13 protein-coding genes are annotated in these 16,024 nt (G+C 71.3%); 8 read left to right on the top strand and 5 right to left on the bottom strand.

Annotated features, from left to right (window positions below):
* Window positions 1-19: 19 nt before the first annotated feature.
* Complete coding sequence (locus tag AB5L97_RS03290) at window positions 20-1,564, top strand: sensor histidine kinase (RefSeq protein WP_369046450.1); 1,545 nt, start codon at window positions 20-22, stop codon at window positions 1,562-1,564.
* Between the two features lie 189 nt (window positions 1,565-1,753).
* On the opposite strand, the gene AB5L97_RS03285 is transcribed toward AB5L97_RS03290, so the two are convergent.
* Entirely contained in the window at window positions 1,754-2,662 is a 909-nt protein-coding gene (locus AB5L97_RS03285; protein WP_369046448.1) for a DMT family transporter, read from the bottom strand.
* 180 nt (window positions 2,663-2,842) lie between these two features.
* Here AB5L97_RS03285 and AB5L97_RS03280 point away from each other — a divergent pair, with 180 nt between their 5' ends.
* From AB5L97_RS03280 to AB5L97_RS03270, 3 genes are read left to right on the top strand one after another with little or no spacing between them, the layout of a single operon-like run.
* Window positions 2,843-4,258 carry a glycosyltransferase gene (locus AB5L97_RS03280; RefSeq protein ID WP_369046447.1) on the top strand — a complete coding sequence of 472 codons (1,416 nt, stop codon included), beginning with the start codon at window positions 2,843-2,845 and terminating at the stop codon, window positions 4,256-4,258.
* 51 nt (window positions 4,259-4,309) lie between these two features.
* A complete protein-coding gene (locus AB5L97_RS03275; protein WP_369046446.1) occupies window positions 4,310-6,523 on the top strand; it encodes an ArnT family glycosyltransferase in 2,214 nt (737 codons plus the stop codon).
* On the top strand, window positions 6,523-8,616 hold the full coding sequence (locus AB5L97_RS03270; protein ID WP_369046445.1) for an ArnT family glycosyltransferase: 2,094 nt from the start codon (window positions 6,523-6,525) through the stop codon (window positions 8,614-8,616). Before AB5L97_RS03275 ends, AB5L97_RS03270 begins: the two co-directional genes overlap by 1 nt.
* 52 nt (window positions 8,617-8,668) lie before the next feature.
* On the opposite strand, the gene AB5L97_RS03265 is transcribed toward AB5L97_RS03270, so the two are convergent.
* Together AB5L97_RS03265 and AB5L97_RS03260 are read right to left on the bottom strand one after the other, a co-directional pair.
* Window positions 8,669-9,925, bottom strand: a complete 1,257-nt coding sequence (locus AB5L97_RS03265) for an RNA polymerase sigma factor (protein ID WP_369046444.1) — start codon at window positions 9,923-9,925, stop codon at window positions 8,669-8,671.
* Between the two features lie 2 nt (window positions 9,926-9,927).
* Entirely contained in the window at window positions 9,928-10,269 is a 342-nt protein-coding gene (locus tag AB5L97_RS03260; RefSeq protein ID WP_307956772.1) for a YciI family protein, read from the bottom strand.
* A 221-nt stretch (window positions 10,270-10,490) separates the two neighbouring features.
* On the opposite strand from AB5L97_RS03260, the gene AB5L97_RS03255 reads away from it, so the two are divergent.
* A complete protein-coding gene (locus tag AB5L97_RS03255; RefSeq protein ID WP_369046443.1) occupies window positions 10,491-12,668 on the top strand; it encodes an ATP-dependent DNA ligase in 2,178 nt (725 codons plus the stop codon).
* A 32-nt stretch (window positions 12,669-12,700) separates the two neighbouring features.
* Here the strand turns inward: AB5L97_RS03255 and AB5L97_RS03250 are convergent, their stop codons facing one another.
* The gene (locus AB5L97_RS03250) at window positions 12,701-13,075 is read right to left on the bottom strand and encodes a VOC family protein (protein ID WP_307956774.1); all 375 of its coding nucleotides are present in this window, start codon (window positions 13,073-13,075) and stop codon (window positions 12,701-12,703) included.
* Between the two features lie 191 nt (window positions 13,076-13,266).
* Between AB5L97_RS03250 and AB5L97_RS03245 the strand changes: the two genes are divergently transcribed.
* From AB5L97_RS03245 to AB5L97_RS03235, 3 genes are all read left to right on the top strand, one after another.
* Window positions 13,267-13,926 (top strand): protein tyrosine phosphatase, encoded by a 660-nt coding sequence (locus AB5L97_RS03245; protein WP_369046442.1) that lies wholly within the window; start codon window positions 13,267-13,269, stop codon window positions 13,924-13,926.
* A gap of 135 nt (window positions 13,927-14,061) precedes the next feature.
* The gene (locus AB5L97_RS03240; RefSeq protein ID WP_307956776.1) at window positions 14,062-14,640 is read left to right on the top strand and encodes an RNA polymerase sigma factor; all 579 of its coding nucleotides are present in this window, start codon (window positions 14,062-14,064) and stop codon (window positions 14,638-14,640) included.
* A complete protein-coding gene (locus AB5L97_RS03235) occupies window positions 14,637-15,314 on the top strand; it encodes a hypothetical protein (protein WP_369046441.1) in 678 nt (225 codons plus the stop codon). Before AB5L97_RS03240 ends, AB5L97_RS03235 begins: the two co-directional genes overlap by 4 nt.
* Before the next feature lie 42 nt (window positions 15,315-15,356).
* On the opposite strand, the gene upp is transcribed toward AB5L97_RS03235, so the two are convergent.
* Complete coding sequence (upp, locus tag AB5L97_RS03230) at window positions 15,357-15,992, bottom strand: uracil phosphoribosyltransferase (RefSeq protein ID WP_369046440.1); 636 nt, start codon at window positions 15,990-15,992, stop codon at window positions 15,357-15,359.
* Between the last annotated feature and the right edge of the window lie 32 nt (window positions 15,993-16,024).

The following is a 16,024-nucleotide window of genomic DNA, read 5'->3' as shown; positions in this document are numbered from 1 at the left end:
CCAGGAACGAGGCGTGAACATGGGAAAGCTCTCGGGCGCAGAGCCGCGTTCGGGGCGCAGCTGGCTCCATCCCGACACCTGGCACCTGCGCACCAAGCTCGTCCTCGTGACGACGCTGCTGCTCGTAGGGATCTGCACGGTGGTCGGGGCCCTCCTCTACGCCACCATGGACCGGGTCCTCACGCAGCAGCTCGACGGGCAGCTCGCCCAAGCGAGCCACCGGGCCGCCGAGTACGGCACGCCCGGCCGCTCCTCGGGAGCGAGTCCGGACCCCCTCGACGCGCCCGGCCAGGGTGCCGGGACACTCAACGCGCGCATCAGCAGCGGCGTCCTCGTCACGAGCGGGCTGCGGACCTCCGACGGCACGCGGGTTGCCCTCACGCCGTCCGACGCAGCAACGCTCGCGTCGCTTCCCGTGGCCTCCCAGCCGACCGGCGGGCCGGGCGCAGACCTGCCGACCGCCGTCGAACGCCGTCTGAGCGCGGGTTCGTACCGCCTGGTCGCGGTCAAGACGGCCTACGGCGACGTGGTCGTGACCGGCCTGCCGCTCGCGTCCACGGAGTCGACGCTCAACTCGCTCGTGCTCACGACCGTGCTGGTCTCCCTCGGCGGGCTCGTGCTTGTCGGGCTGATCGGCACCGTGGTGATCCGGCGCACCATGAAACCTTTGGACGAGCTCTCACGCGTTGCCGGACAGGTCGCCCAGTTGCCCCTCGACGCCGGCGAGGTGGCCCTCGCGATGCGTGTGCCGCAGGCCGCCGCGAACCCCGGGACCGAGGTGGGGCAGGTGGGCAATGCCCTCAACCGCATGCTCGACAACGTCGCCGGGGCCCTCGAGGCGCGGCAGGCCTCTGAGATGAAGGTGCGGCAGTTCGTCGCCGATGCCTCGCACGAGCTCCGCACTCCGCTCACGGCCATCCGAGGGTACACGGACATGCTCAAGCTCACGGAGCCTCTCACGGACCAGGGCGCCGAGTCGCTGGGCCGGGTGGAGACGCAGTCCCTGCGCATGTCCCGGCTCGTCGAGGACCTCCTCACGCTCGCGCGGCTCGACGAAGGGCAGCCCCTCAAGCGCGGCCCCGTGGACCTCACGCAGCTGCTCGTCGAGACGGTCACGGACCAGAAGGTGATTTCGCCGGACCACGTCTGGCGGCTCAACCTTCCGGAGGATCCCGTGGAGATCACGGCCGACGGCGCGAAGCTCCACCAGGTGCTCGTGAACCTGCTCAGCAACGCACGCAAGCACACCCCGGCGGGCACCACCGTGACCGCGTCCGCGGGGCGGTCCGCCCGCGGCGACGCCGTCCTGACGGTGACCGACAACGGGCCCGGGATCCCGGCTGACCTCCAGAGCACGGTATTCTCGCGCTTCGCACGGGCAGACAAGGCCCGGACGTCTGGGGGCGAGGGGTCCACGGGGCTCGGCCTCTCGATTGTCGACGCGATCGTCAAGGCCCACGGCGGGTCGATCGACCTGACCTCCAAGCCGGGCCGGACCGAGTTCGCGGTGTACCTGCCGGGGGCGTTGAGTACACCGGCGCCGGCGCCCGCACCCGCCGGGTAGGGCCTGCCCTGCGCTGGCGGCGGCGCCGCCGACCGGGTCCGGCCGCGATAACAGGCCCCTGCAGGCATGACAGGCGCTTCCGCCGGCCTGTTGTGCCGCGCAGGGCCTGTTGTGCCGCGCAGGGCCTGTTGTGCCGCGCTGAGGCGGTCGTAGCACGCACGGCTGGCGATGACCGCGCGTGGCCAGGACTCAGGTCGGGGACTGGGCCGACTCGGCGTGGGCAGAAGCGCGGGGGCCGGGCTCCGTCTCGTGCAGGCTGCTGCGCGTCGCCATGAATACACCCGCGAGGACGAGGACAGCGCCGACGACGATGAGCGGCGTGAGCGGGTCGCCGTGCAGGCTCACGCCGAGCGCGAGGGCCACCACCGGGTTCACGTACGCGATCGCGGTGGCCCGCGCGGGCCCGGCGTCGGCGATGAGCCGGAAGAACAGCAGGAACGCTGTGGCTGTGCACACGAGGCCCAAGAGCACGAGCGATCCGATGGCCAGCCCGGACGGGGTCTCGGCGGGCCAGGACAGGGCCGCGAACGGCGCCGAGATGAGCGCGGTGACACTCAGGCATGCGGCGGTCAGGGGCAGGGTGGGGACGCCCCGAAGCCTGGTCGCGGCCACCTGCGGCGCCACCGCGTAGCAGACCGCCACCAGCATCATCTCGATGACAGGCCACGGGCCGGAGGCCTCCATGCCGCCCCCGCCGAGGGCCGCCACGCCTCCGATGGCCACCACAAGCCCCACGATCCGCAGCGTCCCGATTCTCTTCTCGAGCCCGATGAGACGGGCCACGACGAGCGCGAGCACGGGAGCGAAGGCGATGAGGAGTCCGGCGAGGGAGCTCGTGATGAAGCGCTCGGCATCGCTGAGCAGGAACCACGCACCGACCATCTCAAGCAGGGCGAAGACGAGAACGGGCCACCGGTGCTGCCACACGGTGCGCATTCCGCGCAGGGCGAAGGGCAGGAGCACGACGGCGCCGATCGCCGTGCGGGCAAACACGACGACCGCGGGGCTCACCTCGGCGACTGCCTGGCTGATGAGCAGGTAGGGGACGCCCCAGATGAGGCTCATGGCCACAAAGAGGATCCAGGCTCGGCGGCTCATGCGGGGATCACCCGAGCAGCAGTGGTGTATGTCACGAGGACACTCTAGGCCCGCCCTCCGACATGTCTGAACGATTCGGCCCAGACCGAATCCTCCCCGCCCCCGCGCGCTCTTGCCCCTCACAGTCGGCGCACAGGATCGCTCTAAGACCGTCACAACCCCGAACGGGACAGTGGATTCATGACGCTCACGGACCCCACCCTCACGGAAGCCGCCGCCAGCGCCCCGGCCACGGGAACAAACCCGGCCACGGGCTCCGGCGGGCCGATCCCGCCAGCGGCGGGCGGCGTCGTCCTGCATCCCGGATTCCACGCCGACACGCCCCAGCTTCCCCGCCTTCGGCCCGGCACGGCGATCGACGTCGCCGCGCTCGACGCCGCCGGCATCCCGGTCCTGGACGTGACGATCCCCGTGTACAACGAGGAGACGGACCTCGAGGAGTGCGTGCGCCGGCTCCACGCCCACCTCGGACGAGCCTTCGAGCACGGCTTCCGCATCACGATCGCGGACAACGCCTCGACGGACGGCACGCTGCGCGTGGCCGAGCGGCTGGCCCGCGAGCTCCCTGAGGTCCGCGCGGTGCATCTCGAGCGCAAGGGCCGCGGCAACGCGCTGCGCACCGTGTGGCTCGCCTCGGACGCACCGGTCCTCGCGTACATGGACGTGGACCTCTCGACCGACCTGAACGCGCTCGGCCCGCTTGTGGCCCCGCTGCTGTCCGGCCACTCGGACCTCGCGATCGGCACGCGCCTCGCACGGACGTCCCGCGTGGTGCGCGGGCCCAAGCGCGAATTCGTCTCGCGCTCCTACAACTTCCTCCTGCACTCCCTCATGGGCGCCGGCTTCTCCGACGCGCAGTGCGGGTTCAAGGCCATCCGGGCCGATGTGGCCCAGCAGCTGCTCCCCCACACCCTCGATACGGCGTGGTTCTTCGACACCGAGCTGCTGGTGATCGCCGAGCGCTGCGGGCTGCGCTGCCACGAGGTTCCCGTGGACTGGACGGACGATCCCAACTCGAAGGTCGACATCGTCCGCACCGCCCTCGACGACCTCCGCGGCATGTACCGCCTCACCACGGACATGGCCCGCGGCCGGATCCCCCTCGCCGAGCTCCGTGCGGCTCTGGCCCGCGGTCCGCTGCCGGCCGGCGAGCGCCTGGCCGAGGCCGGCCCTCGGCAGAGCCTCTTCGGGCAGCTCTCGCGGTTCGCGGTGATAGGGCTCGTTTCGACTTTCGCCTACGCGGCGCTGTACGTGCTCGGCCGCGAGTTCATGGACGCCCAGGCATCCAACTTCGTCGCCCTCCTCATCACGGCGGTGGCCAACACGGCAGCGAACCGGCGCTTCACGTTCGGCGTGCTCGGTTCAGCACGGCTTGGCCGTCACCACTTCGAGGGGCTCATCGTCTTCGCAATCGGCTGGGCGCTCACGGCGGGCGCCCTCGCGTGGGTCCACTCGCTCACCCACCCCGCCACGTGGATCGAGCTCGGCGTGCTCATCGTCGCCAACCTCGCCGCGACCGCCGTCAAGTTCCTCCTCTTCCGCCATTGGGTCTTCCGACGCCGCCCACACCCTCAGGGTGTGACCTCCAGAAGGTGACCTCCAGAAGGTGACCCCCAGACGAAACCTGCTGACCGAAAGGCCAACCCCATGACCACCTCCGTAGCACCCGGCACCACGTCCTCCCCCGGAACCCCGGGGTCCCCGGACACCACCACCGAGTCTCCAGCCACCCCCGGCGAGCGCACGACGTCGGGCGCCTCCCGCCGTCGTCCGCTCACCGCGGGCGCCGGAGGGCGGCCCGATTGGCGCCGCGTCGCTTTCGGGAGGGACCAGCCCCGGTGGGTGCGCCCGTCGGCGTTCGGCCTCATCGTCGCCTCGGCGTTCGTCTACCTGTGGAACCTCACCAACTCCGGCTGGGCCAACGAGTTCTACGCCGCCGCGATCCAGGCCGGCAGCAAGGACTGGACTGCGTGGTTCTTCGGCTCGATCGATGCCGGCAACGCCATCACCGTGGACAAGCCCCCGGCCGCGTTCTGGATCCCCGGCCTGTTGGGACGCATCTTCGGCTTCAACTCGTTCACGATGCTCCTGCCCGAGGCGCTCATGGGCGTCGCGTCGGTGGCCCTCATGTACGCGGCGGTCAAGCGCGTGAGCGGCCCCGCGGCGGGGCTCATCGCGGGCGGCGTGCTCGCGGCCACACCGGTTGCGGCGCTCATGTTCCGGTTCAACAACCCGGACGCGATGCTCACGTTCTGCCTCGTGCTCGCCGCCTACCTGACCGTTCGCGCGATCGAGAAGGCCAGCTGGAAGTGGCTCGCTGCTGCGGGTGCAGTCATCGGCCTCGCGTTCCTGACCAAGATGCTCCAGGGCGTCGTCATCGTCCCCGCCCTCGGGCTCGCGTACCTGTGGGCCGCGCCGACCACGCTGCGCCGACGCCTCGCGCACCTGTTCGGCGCGCTCGGCGGAATCATCGCCGTCGCAGGCGCTTACATCCTCGCGTTCACACTCACCCCGACGAGCATTCGCCCCTACATGGCGGGCTCGCAGACCAACAGCTTCCTCGAGCTCACCTTCGGCTACAACGGCCTGGCGCGCATCTTCGGCACCCGCGGAGCGGGAGGCCAAGCGGGAGGGCAGGCGGGCTTCGGCGGCGCTACTCGGGGAACCGGGTCCGCGGCCGACGCCGGTGCCGCCGCCTCGGGCGGTCTGGGAGCCCCTGGCGCCGGCGGCTTCGCGGGCGGCGCGCCCGGAGGCGGCGGACCGGGTGGCGGCAACGCGGGCTTCGGCGGGAGCGCCGGGATCCTGCGCATGTTCGGCTCGAGCTTCGGCACCGAGATCTCGTGGCTCCTGCCTGCAGCACTCATCCTCCTCGTGGCCGGCCTCTGGTTCACCCGCCGCGCGGTCCGCACCGACCGCGTCCGCGCGTCCCTCATCGTGTGGGGCGGATGGACGCTCGTGACCGCAGGCGTGTTCAGCTTCATGACCGGCACCGTGCACCCCTACTACGCGATTGCCCTCGCCCCCGGCATTGCCGGTGTGGTGGGCATCGGCGCGGCCGAGCTGTGGCGAGGGCGCGCGTACTGGCCCTCGCGGATCGTGCTCGCCGTCGTGGTGCTCGGCACGAGCCTCTGGACCGCAGTGCTCCTCGGGTCCAACGCGTCCTGGCTCCCGTGGCTGCGCGTCGTGATCGTGGTGCTCGGGGTTCTGGCGGCGGCCGGATTCGTGATCCGGGTGGACCGCCTCCAGTCCGGCCGGTTCAAGACGGGCGCGGTGGCCCTCGCCGTCGCCGCGCTCCTGGCCGGCGGACTGGGCACGGCCTCGTTCACGCTCGCCACGGCCTCCATCGGGCACAGCGGCGCGATCCCCACCTCCGGACCCACGGGCAGCGGCGGCTTCGGCGCCCGCGGCGCGGGCTTCACGCAGTTCCGCGACCGCACCGGTTCCGGGACCTCGGATACGGGCACCGGCACTGGATCGGCCGCGCAGGCCGGCGCGGGACAGCAGGGCGGCCCCGAGGGCGGCACGGCATCGAGCGAACTCGTCGCACTCCTGCAGCAGACCACCACCAAGTGGTCCGCGGCGACCAACGGCTCCAACTCGGCGGCGAGCCTCGAGCTCGCCTCGAACACGAACGTGATCGCCATGGGCGGCTTCACCGGCAGCGACCCGTACCCGAGCCTCGACGAGTTCAAGGCCCTCGTGGCCAAGGGCGATGTCACCTACTTCATCGCGGGCGGGGGCATGGGCGGCGGATTCGGCGGCCGCGGGGGCAGCGACACCTCGGCGATCACCCAGTGGGTCGAGGCGAACTTCCAGGCGCAGACCGTTGGCTCCACCACCGTCTACAAGCTGGTGGGCTGATGTCCAGCTCGCTCGACTACGAGTCCCCCGTCTCGACCCCGACCGGGGGTCGGACGCCCCGCCCGCCCCGTCTGGGAGTCACCTCCTGGAGGTCACGTCTCGCGGGTTCAGCGGTGCGGCCGGCTGCGGCGGCCGGAGCCGTCCGGCGGCGGCTGGAACTCGTCGTCGTGCTTGTGGCGATGGCCGCGCTCTACCTGTGGAACCTCTCGGCGAACGGCTGGGCCAACGCCTTCTACTCGGCGGCCGCCCAGGCCGGAAGCCAGAACTGGGAGGCGTTCTTCTTCGGATCTTCGGATGCGGCGAACTCGATCACGGTGGACAAGCCCCCCGCCTCGCTGTGGATCACGGACGTGTCAGTGCGGGTCTTCGGGCTCAGCTCATGGTCAATCCTCGTCCCCGAGGTCCTCATGGGCGTGGCCACGGCGTGGATCCTGTACCTCGCCGTGCGGCGCGCCGTCCGCCCAGCGACCGGAAGCGAGACCGCAGCCCACCGCGCGGGCCTGCTGGCCGCCGTCGTGCTCGCCCTGACGCCGGTCGCGGCGCTCATGTTCCGGTTCAACAACCCGGACGCGCTGCTCGTGCTGCTCATGACCGCGGCGGCCTACGCCACCGTGCGCTCCGTGCAGGACGCGAAGGCGAGGTGGGTCGTCCTCGCGGGTGTCCTGCTAGGGCTCGGGTTCCTCACGAAGCAGCTCCAGGTGCTGCTCGTGGTTCCGGGGTTCGCCCTCGCGTACGTGTGGGCGGCCCCGCACGGGCTCGGGCGCCGGCTCCTCCACCTGCTGGCCGCGCTTGGGGCAATGATCGTGGCCGCGGGCTGGTGGATCGCTGCGGTCGAGCTCACTCCGGCGAGCGCGCGGCCGTTCATCGGCGGCTCCCAGACCAACTCGATCCTCGAGCTCACGTTCGGATACAACGGCTTCGGCCGGCTCGACGGCAGCGAGGTCGGCTCGGTGGGCGGCGGCAATGGCTGGGGCCAGACCGGGCTCATGCGGCTGTTCTCCGACTCGTTCGGCGGCCAGATCGCATGGTTCCTGCCCAGCGCGCTCCTCGTGGGCGCAGCCGTCCTGTGGGCCGGCCGACGCGCGCCGCGCACCGATCCAGTGCGTGCCTCCGTGATCCTGTGGGGCAGCTGGGTCCTCGTCACGGGCCTCACATTCAGCCTCGCCGCGGGCATCATCCACGAGTACTACTCGGTGGCCCTCGCCCCCGGCATCGCAGCGCTCGTCGGCATCGGCGGCGGGATCCTGTGGCAGCGCCGGCGCGCGCGGTTCGAGGCCGCCGCGCTCGCCGCGGGGGTTCTGGCCTCGGGCCTCATGGGCGCCCTCCTGGTGGGCCGCGCGACGGGCTTCCTCGCGTGGCTGCCGCCCGTCCTCGTCGTGGCGGGGATCCTCGCGGCCCTCGGCGTGCTGGCCCCCGCATTCGGCGCCCGCCTCGCCCCGCGCTGGGTGGCGTGGGCTCCGCGCACGACGGCGGCACTCGCCCTCGTCGCGTCCCTCGCCGGGCCCTTCGCGTTCACCGTGCAGACCGTCTCGACCCCCCACACAGGCGCGATCGTGAGTGCCGGGCCGTCCTCAGGATTCGGGTTCGGGGGCCGCGGCCGGCTCAACCCAGGGCTCGGCCAGGCCCAGCGACAGTTCGGCCAGGGCGGCGCCGCAGCCCCGCAGGGCTTCGGCCAGACGGGTGGGACGGGCCCCGGTGGCACGGGCCAAGGCGGCTTGGGCGGCGGTCGCGGAGGCGCCGGCGGGCTCCTCGGCGCGAGCACGCCGTCGTCCGGGCTCACGGCCGCCCTGCAGAATGACGCGTCCGCGTACACGTGGGCCGCGGCGGTCGTCGGATCCAACAACGCAGCCGGTTACCAGCTGGCGTCCGGCCTGCCCGTCATGGCGCTCGGCGGGTTCAACGGCACCGACCCCTCGCCCACCCTCGCCGAGTTCCAGCAGCTCGTGGCGCAGAAGAAGATCCACTGGTTCATCCCCGCGAGCATCATGGGAGGCAGCTCCGGCTCGAATGCGGCTGCGCAGATCGCGGCGTGGGTCCAGGCGAACTACACGGCACAGACCATCGGCGGCGCCACGGTATACCAGCTGGGGTGATCCGCGGGCGGACGGTACGCCCCGGGGGCCCGCCCCAAGGGCGAGCGCTTGCTCAGCCGCCGCCGAGCCTGCGTTCGAGGTAGGCCCGCTCGACCTCGTTGTCCGTGAGAACGAGCGCCTCCTCGTAGGCGATCCGCGCCTCGTCGAGCCTCCCGATGCGCCGCAGGAAGTCGGCTCGGGCGGCTGCCAAGTAGCCATAGCGGGCGAGCTGCGGCTCGAACTCGAGCCGGGCCATGGCAGCGAGACCCGCCGCGGGGCCGTCCGCGAATCCGACCGCGACGGCCCGGTTGAGCGCCACGACGGGGGACGGCCAGAGCCCGAGGAGAACGTCATACAGTCCAACGATCTCGCGCCAGTCCGTGGCCTCCCAACTCGACCCCTCGTCATGCACCGCCGCGATGGCCGCCATGAGCGCAAACCGGCTCAGGGGGCGACGGCGCAGCGCCTCCTTCGCGAGCGCCGTCCCCTCGCGCATGGCCCGGCGGTCCCATAGGGCGCGGTCCTGGTCCTCGAGGGGGATGAACGCGCCGTCCGCCCCGAGGCGGGCGGCGCGGCGCGCGTCCGTGAGGACGATGAGCGCGAGGAGTCCGGCGGGGCCGGGCTCCTCAGGGAGGAGGCGGTGGAGCAGGCGGGCCGTCTCGTGGGCTCGCTCCATCAGATCGGCCCGCACGAGGTCTTCTCCGGCGGGGGCCGTGTGGCCGACCGTGAAGATCATGTGCACCACGTCGAGGACCGTCTCCAGCCGCTCGGGGAGCTCGTCGATGCTCGGGACGCGGTAGGGGATGCGGGCCTGTGCGATCTTCTTCTTGGCGCGGGTGATCCGTGCCGCCATCGTCGGCTCGGAGACGAGGAAGCAGCGCGCAATCTCCGCCGTCGTGAGGCCGCACAGGAGCCGGAGCGTGAGCGCCGCGCGTGCCTCGGGCGCCAGCGCCGGGTGGCAGCACGTGAAGATGAGGCGGAGCCTGTCGTCGGCGGGGCTGTCCGAGCCCCACGGACCATCGGACGGGTCCACGGGTTCCGGGCCGGGGTCGTCCTGCCCGACAAGCTCGGGGAGATGGCGGGCTGCGGTCGCGTCGCGGCGACGCGCGTCGAGCAGGCGGCGACGGGCCGTCGTCGTCAGCCAGGCCCCGGGCCGGGCGGGGATCCCCGTGGACTCCCATGCGGCGAGGGCGCGCACGTAGGCGTCCTGGACGGCGTCCTCCGCCTCGTCGATGCTCGCGGCGAAGCGGAGGGTCGAAGCGAGGACGAAGCCCCACTCCGCCCTGTGCGCCTCCGCCACCGCGGCGGCGACCTCCGCCCGTGTCGGCACCGTCAGGACCGGACCCGCAGTGGACGCACCTCCACCCCGCCGCCCCACGGCTGCGGGATCTGCCGCGCGACCGAAATCGCGGCGTCAAGATCCGGGACGTCGATGAGAAAGTACCCGCCGAGGGCTTCCTTCGTCTCAGCGAACGCCCCGTCCGTGACGGCGAAGCTGCCGTCACCGTCGCGGCGGACGGTCGTGGCCGTCCCAGTACGCTGCAGGCCGGCGCCGCCGAGCAGCACGTGCTGGTTGTCGGACATGAACTTCAGGAAGCTGGGATCGACCTCGTCACCCACCGGCTCGGGGAAGCGAGCCTCGTCGGTGTAGATGAGGATCAGGTATTCGGACATCGTGTTCCTCCTTGTAAGGATGGGGCCGGGCTGGCCCTCACCTACCCGACGCGTACGACCTTGCGCAATCGACAGCCCAGACCATCTCGGGTCCCTGCCACCACGCTAGGGGCGCACGACGCCGCGTGGAACCTCCCGCGGACCGCCGCCTCGTGGACATCCGCGGGCTCGGGTGAGCGTGGGGTGCCGCAAGAGCTGCTGCGGCGGCTACCGTTGGGCGCATGGCGGATTCTGAGATCCTGCACGTGGACGGGCCCGACGGCGCTCGAGAGGTCAAGCTGAGCAGTCCCAACAAGGTGCTGTGGCCCGGCGTCGAGGGCGGCGGACCCATCACCAAACGCGACCTGGCCCAGTACCTGATCGCGGTGGCATCCCCGTTCCTGCACCTCAACGGCGATAGGCCCATGACGCTGCAGCGCTTTCCAGAGGGGATCGAGGGCGAGGAGTTCTTCTCGAAGCGTCCGCCGCGTGGCGCGCCGCCATACCTGAGGACTGTGACGTGCACCTACCCGTCGCATCGGCGTCACGACCAGCTCGTCTTCGATGAACCCGCTGCGCTCGCGTGGGCGGCACAGATGGGAACGGTCACGTTCCACCCGTGGCCGGTGCGCACGGCCAATCTGGACAACCCGGACGAGCTCCGCATCGATCTGGACCCCCAGCCCGGCCGGGCGTTCGGCGACGCCGTCATCGCGGCCCAGGCCCTGCGCGAGGTCATGGCAGAGGCCGGCCTCACCGCCTATGCGAAGATTTCAGGCAATCGGGGGGTCCACGTCTACGCGCGCATCCGGCCCACGCACGAGTTCCAGGATGTGCGGCACGCCGTCATCGGCATCGCACGCGAGTTGGAGCGGCGCATGCCGGAACTGGTGACGACGTCCTGGTGGAAGGAGGAGCGCGGCGAACGCGTCTTCGTCGACTTCAATCAGGCCAACCGCGACCGCACGATCGCCGCCGCCTACTCGCCCAGGCCCCTGCCGCACGCGCCGGTCTCCACCCCGCTGACGTGGGACGAGCTGGCCGAGGCGGACCCTCGCGACTTCACGGTCCGCACGGTTCCGGCGCTCCTGTCCTCGCGGGACTGCCCGTGGGCGGACATCGACGCCGCTCCCGGCGATGTCGCTGGCGCGCTGGCCCTGTGGGAACAGGACCTCGAACGCGGACTCGGTGAGCTCAATTTCCCGCCCGACTACCCCAAGATGCCCGGCGAACCGCCGCGGGTCCCGCCGAGCCGGCGCAAGGCTGACCGTGCGGACTCCGAATACACGGCGCCGAAGGCGGAACGGGACGCCGAGTGGGGCACCGCCATCGCGCCTCCGTACGGGCCGATGCTGGCGAAGCCGGTGAAGAAGCTCCCCGAAGGCGACTTCCTGTACGAGCCCAAGTGGGATGGCTTCCGCTCCATCGTGTGGCGCTCCGGCGACCGGGTAGAGATCGGATCGCGGAACGCCCTGCCCATGACCCGCTACTTTCCGGAACTCGTCGAAGCCTTCGTGCGGAACCTGCCCGACCACTCCGTCATCGACGGCGAGATCATCCTGATCGACCCCGCGTCCGGGGATCGGCTCAACTTCGACGCCCTTCAGCAGCGCATCCACCCGGCGGCCTCGCGCGTCGCCAAGCTCAGCGCTGCGACGCCCGCCAGCTTCGTCGCGTTCGACCTGCTCGCGCTGGGGCAGGTCGACTACGTCGCGCGTCCCTTCCGAGAACGGCGCACGGCGCTCGAGGAGGCGCTGAAGGACGCCGAGCCGCCGGTCTACCTCACCCAGGCGACCAAGGACCCCGCTCTGGCCCTCGAGTGGTTCAGTGCGTTCGAGGGGGCTGGCCTGGACGGCATCATCGCCAAGCCCCTCGGAGAGCTCTACGCCGAGGACAAGCGGGTCATGTCCAAACTCAAGCATGAGCGAACGGCGGACTGCGTCCTCGCCGGCTACCGGCTATACAAGGACGAGCCCGACGCCATCGGGTCCCTGCTCCTGGGCCTGTACGACGCGGGCGGCCAGCTGTCTTCGGTGGGAGTCATCGGGGCCTTCCCGATGGCCCGCCGCCGCGAGCTCTTCACGGAGCTGCAGCCGCTCGTCACGACGTTTGACGGCCATCCGTGGGCCTGGGCGCAGCCCGCCGACGTGACCCCCGACAACCGCGACCAATCGATCCCCCGCACTCCGACGGCGGCGGCCCACTCCCGCTGGAACGCGAACAAGGATCTCTCCTTCACCCCGCTGCGCCCGGAACGGGTCATCGAGGTGAGGTACGACCACATGGAGGGCGACCGTTTCCGCCACACCGCACAGTGGGTGCGGTGGCGGGAGGACCGCACGCCTGAGTCGTGCACCTATGGCCAGCTCGAGGAGCCGGTCAACTACGACCTCTCCTCGGTGCTGGCCGGGAACCAGTAGCACTCCCCGGGCGCCTGCTCCCCCGCCCCGGGTCAGCCGTTGGGACGGTTCGGCAGATACTGGATGGCCCACCGGTTGCCGTCGGGATCCTCGAACCTCACAAAGTGCCCCCAGTCCAGGATCTGGACATCGCTCACGGCCACCCCCCGCGAGGCGAGCTCGTCATGGGCCTGGTTGATGTTGCCTACGACGATCTGGAGCGCCGAGGTGCCCGGCGGGACGGGCGCGAGGCCCTCGCCGAACGCGATCGAGCACGCGGACCCGGGCGGCGTGATCTGCACGAAACGCAGGTTCTCGTTCACACGCTGGTCATAGTCGAGGTGGAAGCCCACCTTGTTGACGTAGAAGTCGATCGAGCGGTCGACGTCGCTGACGGGGATGAAGGCCAATTCGAGTTTCCAGTCCATGCGGCCAACGCTAGAGGCGCACGACGGCGGGCGGAACCTTTCGCGGACGCGCTGCGGACAGTATTGGTCCGCAGCCCCGCTGAAGATTCTTTTCCGCAGCGAGTGACCTTTCCGTGCTGCGGGTCGGTTCAGAGCATGTAGGCCGCCGCAGCGCGGCCTGTCCACTGGCCTCGAACCCCCAGGAGCTTTCCATGTCTGTCTTCACCGTGCTCGCCTCGAGCAAGATCGCGGCGGGCGCAGCCGCCCTCGGCGCCCTGACGGTTGGCGGCGTCGGCACCGCTGCCTACACCGGCGCGCTGCCCACCGATGCCCAGCAGGTCGCGCACCAGATGATCGGCGCCCCCGCCCCGGAGCCTGTCCAGGACGCGCAGGCCGCCGCCGCGGCCGCGGCGGCAAAGGCCGCTACCGACAGCCAGGCCCGCGGAGCCCAGACCGCTGGCTCGGCCACCTCCACGGCCTCCGAGGCCGCCAGCGACGCGTCGGCACACGCCGCGCAGTCTGCCACGGCGTCGGGGGCCGCAGACCTCGACGTCGTCGGGCTCTGCCACGCGAACGCGCAGGGAAGCCTCGACGCGGCCTCGGCGGGCTACAAGAGCCTGGTCCTTGCCGCGAAGGGCGAGGCCAACCTGTCCGCCTACTGCAGCGGTGCCGGCCAGTCCGCCTCCGCCCAGGGAGCAGGGTCCGGGGACATGAACGCGGCCCTCCCCAACACGCCGGGACTGCCGTCCGCGTCCTCCCTCCCGGGCCAGGGCACGCTGCCGTCGGAGCCATCGGTACCGGCGTCCACCCCGTCCCTCCCGGCCACCGTGCCGGCGCTCCCGGCAGCAGCCCAGCCGGGAACTCACCAGTAACACCCCGTAGTAGGCTGGCTCACCGTGCCAGCGGGGTCCCGCCGGAAGCGGGACCCCGCTGACACCGCCCAGGCGCGCGGCGGGGTCGCTCCCCGACTGCGGACGCGCCGAAAGTCAAAGAACAGGATGCGCTGGTTGCAGACAGCAGAAGGCCCCGGGCCCGTCGACACTGTGGAAGGCCACGGTGGCCCGACCGCGCTCTTCACGGCCGCCTACCGCGCGTTTTCGGGTCCCGTCAGGGGCTATCTCCACGCGCGGGGCGTCGACGACCCAGACGCCGTCACGCACGATGTCTTCCTCGCGCTCTACACCAGGATGAAGCCGCCCAAGGGTGCGGGCTCGCCGGGGGTCTCCGGCGGGCTCGACGGCGCCAAGGCGCTCGCCTTCACGATCGCCCACGGCCGCGCAGTAGACCACCACCGGCGCCGCGCACGGACCCCGCATCTGGTACCGCACGAAGCGGAGACCGACCCTCGCCGGGCCCCAACGACCCCCGAGGACTCGGTGGTCGAGACCAGCGGTGCGCTCGAACTCCTCGACATCCTCCCCGACGACTACCGCGAGGTGCTCCTCCTGCGTGTAGTCGCGGACCTCTCGATCGAGCAGACTGCGGCGATCATGGATCGGACCGCCGGAGCGGTCAAGCAGCTCCAGCGCCGGGCCCTTACAGCACTCCGCAACCACGTGCCCACAACAGAACTGAGCAGGCCATGACTTCTGCACATGATCCGGACGAGACGAGCGTCGTCGACGAGATCCTCGCCGGCATGGACGCCGGGGACGCGCACTCGCTGCGGCCGGTCCTCGCCGAACTGCGCTCACTCGCGGAGGCAGGTCCGGTCCCTCCGAACCGCCGGCTCGCCGCGCTGCTGGCCGAGGCAGAGTCCAAGCCCGCGCCCGTCGTGGACCTCGCGGCCGCCCGGAACGCACGCACAGCCTCCGCCCGCTCGTGGCGTCGCCGCCCGGTCGTGACGGCAGTGGCCGTTGCCTTCGCTGCGGCAGCCGCGACGGCGGGGGCTGCCGCCGTCGCCCAGAACCGCGTGGATGCCGACGGAGCCATCTCGTCCATCATCAGTTCCGTCGCTGGGCATCCGAGCACGGCTGCCACGACGGCTCCGGGCACACCGCCAGCCGTCGAGACCCATCTGGCCCCCGCTGCGCCCTCGCCGGACAGCACCACCGCGCCAGCGTCGAACCCCCCAACCGTGGCCAGGGATTCCACCGTGCCGAACGGCCGGTCATCCGCCAGCGCGCTGCCGCTTCCCACGCTGCCGGTGGACGGGACCTCAATCGCGCCGAGCCCGGCGCCCTCGTCGCCGAACCTCGTCCCGCTGGCGAAGCCTTCGGGGATCCTCCCGAGCGCCCCGCCACTTCCTGGTCTGCCCTGACGCCTGGGTCACCGCACCCCAGGAGCCAGGGCAGAACCTCGGCTACTTGGCGAGGCCGTAGAGGCGGTCGCCGGCGTCCCCGAGGCCCGGCACGATGTAGGACCTCTCATTGAGGCGCTCGTCAACCGAGGCGAGCACGATCCTGACATTCGCATCGCCGAGGCTGTCCTCGAGCCGCTTGAGGCCCTCGGGCGCTGCGAGCAGGCAGATGCACGTGATCTCACTTGTTCCCCGGCGGAACAGGAACTTCATGGCCTCGATGAGGGTGCCACCGGTGGCCAGCATGGGGTCGAGCACAAACACCTGACGGCCGGTGAGGTCCTCGGGGAGGCGCTCGGCATACGTGACGATATCGAGGGTCTCCTCATCCCGCGCCATGCCGAGGAAGCCGACCTCTGCCGTCGGAACGAGCTTGACCATGCCCTCGAGCATGCCGAGGCCCGCTCGGAGGATCGGCACCACGAGCGGAGTCGGCTTCGTGAATGCGGTGCCGACCGTCGTGGTGATGGGCGTTTCGATCGTGACCGGCTCGGTGCGCACTTCCCGGGTCGCCTCGTAGGCCAGAAGGGTCACGAGCTCTTCGGTCAGCTGGCGGAAGACGGGGCTGGGCGTGTTCTTGTCCCGCAGGACGGTCAGCTTGTGGGCCACGAGGGGGTGCTCGACGACGAGAGTTCGCATGCCAGAGAAACTACCAGTCCCCCGCGTACACC

It is taken from the genome of Sinomonas sp. P10A9, from assembly GCF_041022165.1.
Classification (GTDB): domain Bacteria; phylum Actinomycetota; class Actinomycetes; order Actinomycetales; family Micrococcaceae; genus Sinomonas; species Sinomonas puerhi.
Note: the sequence above shows the minus strand (reverse complement) of the source record. Positions and strands in the feature narration are given on the sequence as shown.

What these genes read in the sequence shown, in the direction of transcription:
- AB5L97_RS03290 (WP_369046450.1), top strand. Translation starts at nt 20, where the DNA reads ATGGGAAAGCTCTCGGGCGCAGAGCCGCGTTCGGGGCGCAGCTGGCTC.
- upp (WP_369046440.1), bottom strand. Translation starts at nt 15,992, where the DNA reads ATGCGAACTCTCGTCGTCGAGCACCCCCTCGTGGCCCACAAGCTGACC.
- AB5L97_RS03245 (WP_369046442.1), top strand. Translation starts at nt 13,267, where the DNA reads ATGTCTGTCTTCACCGTGCTCGCCTCGAGCAAGATCGCGGCGGGCGCA.
- AB5L97_RS03275 (WP_369046446.1), top strand. Translation starts at nt 4,310, where the DNA reads ATGACCACCTCCGTAGCACCCGGCACCACGTCCTCCCCCGGAACCCCG.
- AB5L97_RS03280 (WP_369046447.1), top strand. Translation starts at nt 2,843, where the DNA reads ATGACGCTCACGGACCCCACCCTCACGGAAGCCGCCGCCAGCGCCCCG.
- AB5L97_RS03285 (WP_369046448.1), bottom strand. Translation starts at nt 2,662, where the DNA reads ATGAGCCGCCGAGCCTGGATCCTCTTTGTGGCCATGAGCCTCATCTGG.
- AB5L97_RS03255 (WP_369046443.1), top strand. Translation starts at nt 10,491, where the DNA reads ATGGCGGATTCTGAGATCCTGCACGTGGACGGGCCCGACGGCGCTCGA.
- AB5L97_RS03270 (WP_369046445.1), top strand. Translation starts at nt 6,523, where the DNA reads ATGTCCAGCTCGCTCGACTACGAGTCCCCCGTCTCGACCCCGACCGGG.
- AB5L97_RS03235 (WP_369046441.1), top strand. Translation starts at nt 14,637, where the DNA reads ATGACTTCTGCACATGATCCGGACGAGACGAGCGTCGTCGACGAGATC.
- AB5L97_RS03250 (WP_307956774.1), bottom strand. Translation starts at nt 13,075, where the DNA reads ATGGACTGGAAACTCGAATTGGCCTTCATCCCCGTCAGCGACGTCGAC.
- AB5L97_RS03260 (WP_307956772.1), bottom strand. Translation starts at nt 10,269, where the DNA reads ATGTCCGAATACCTGATCCTCATCTACACCGACGAGGCTCGCTTCCCC.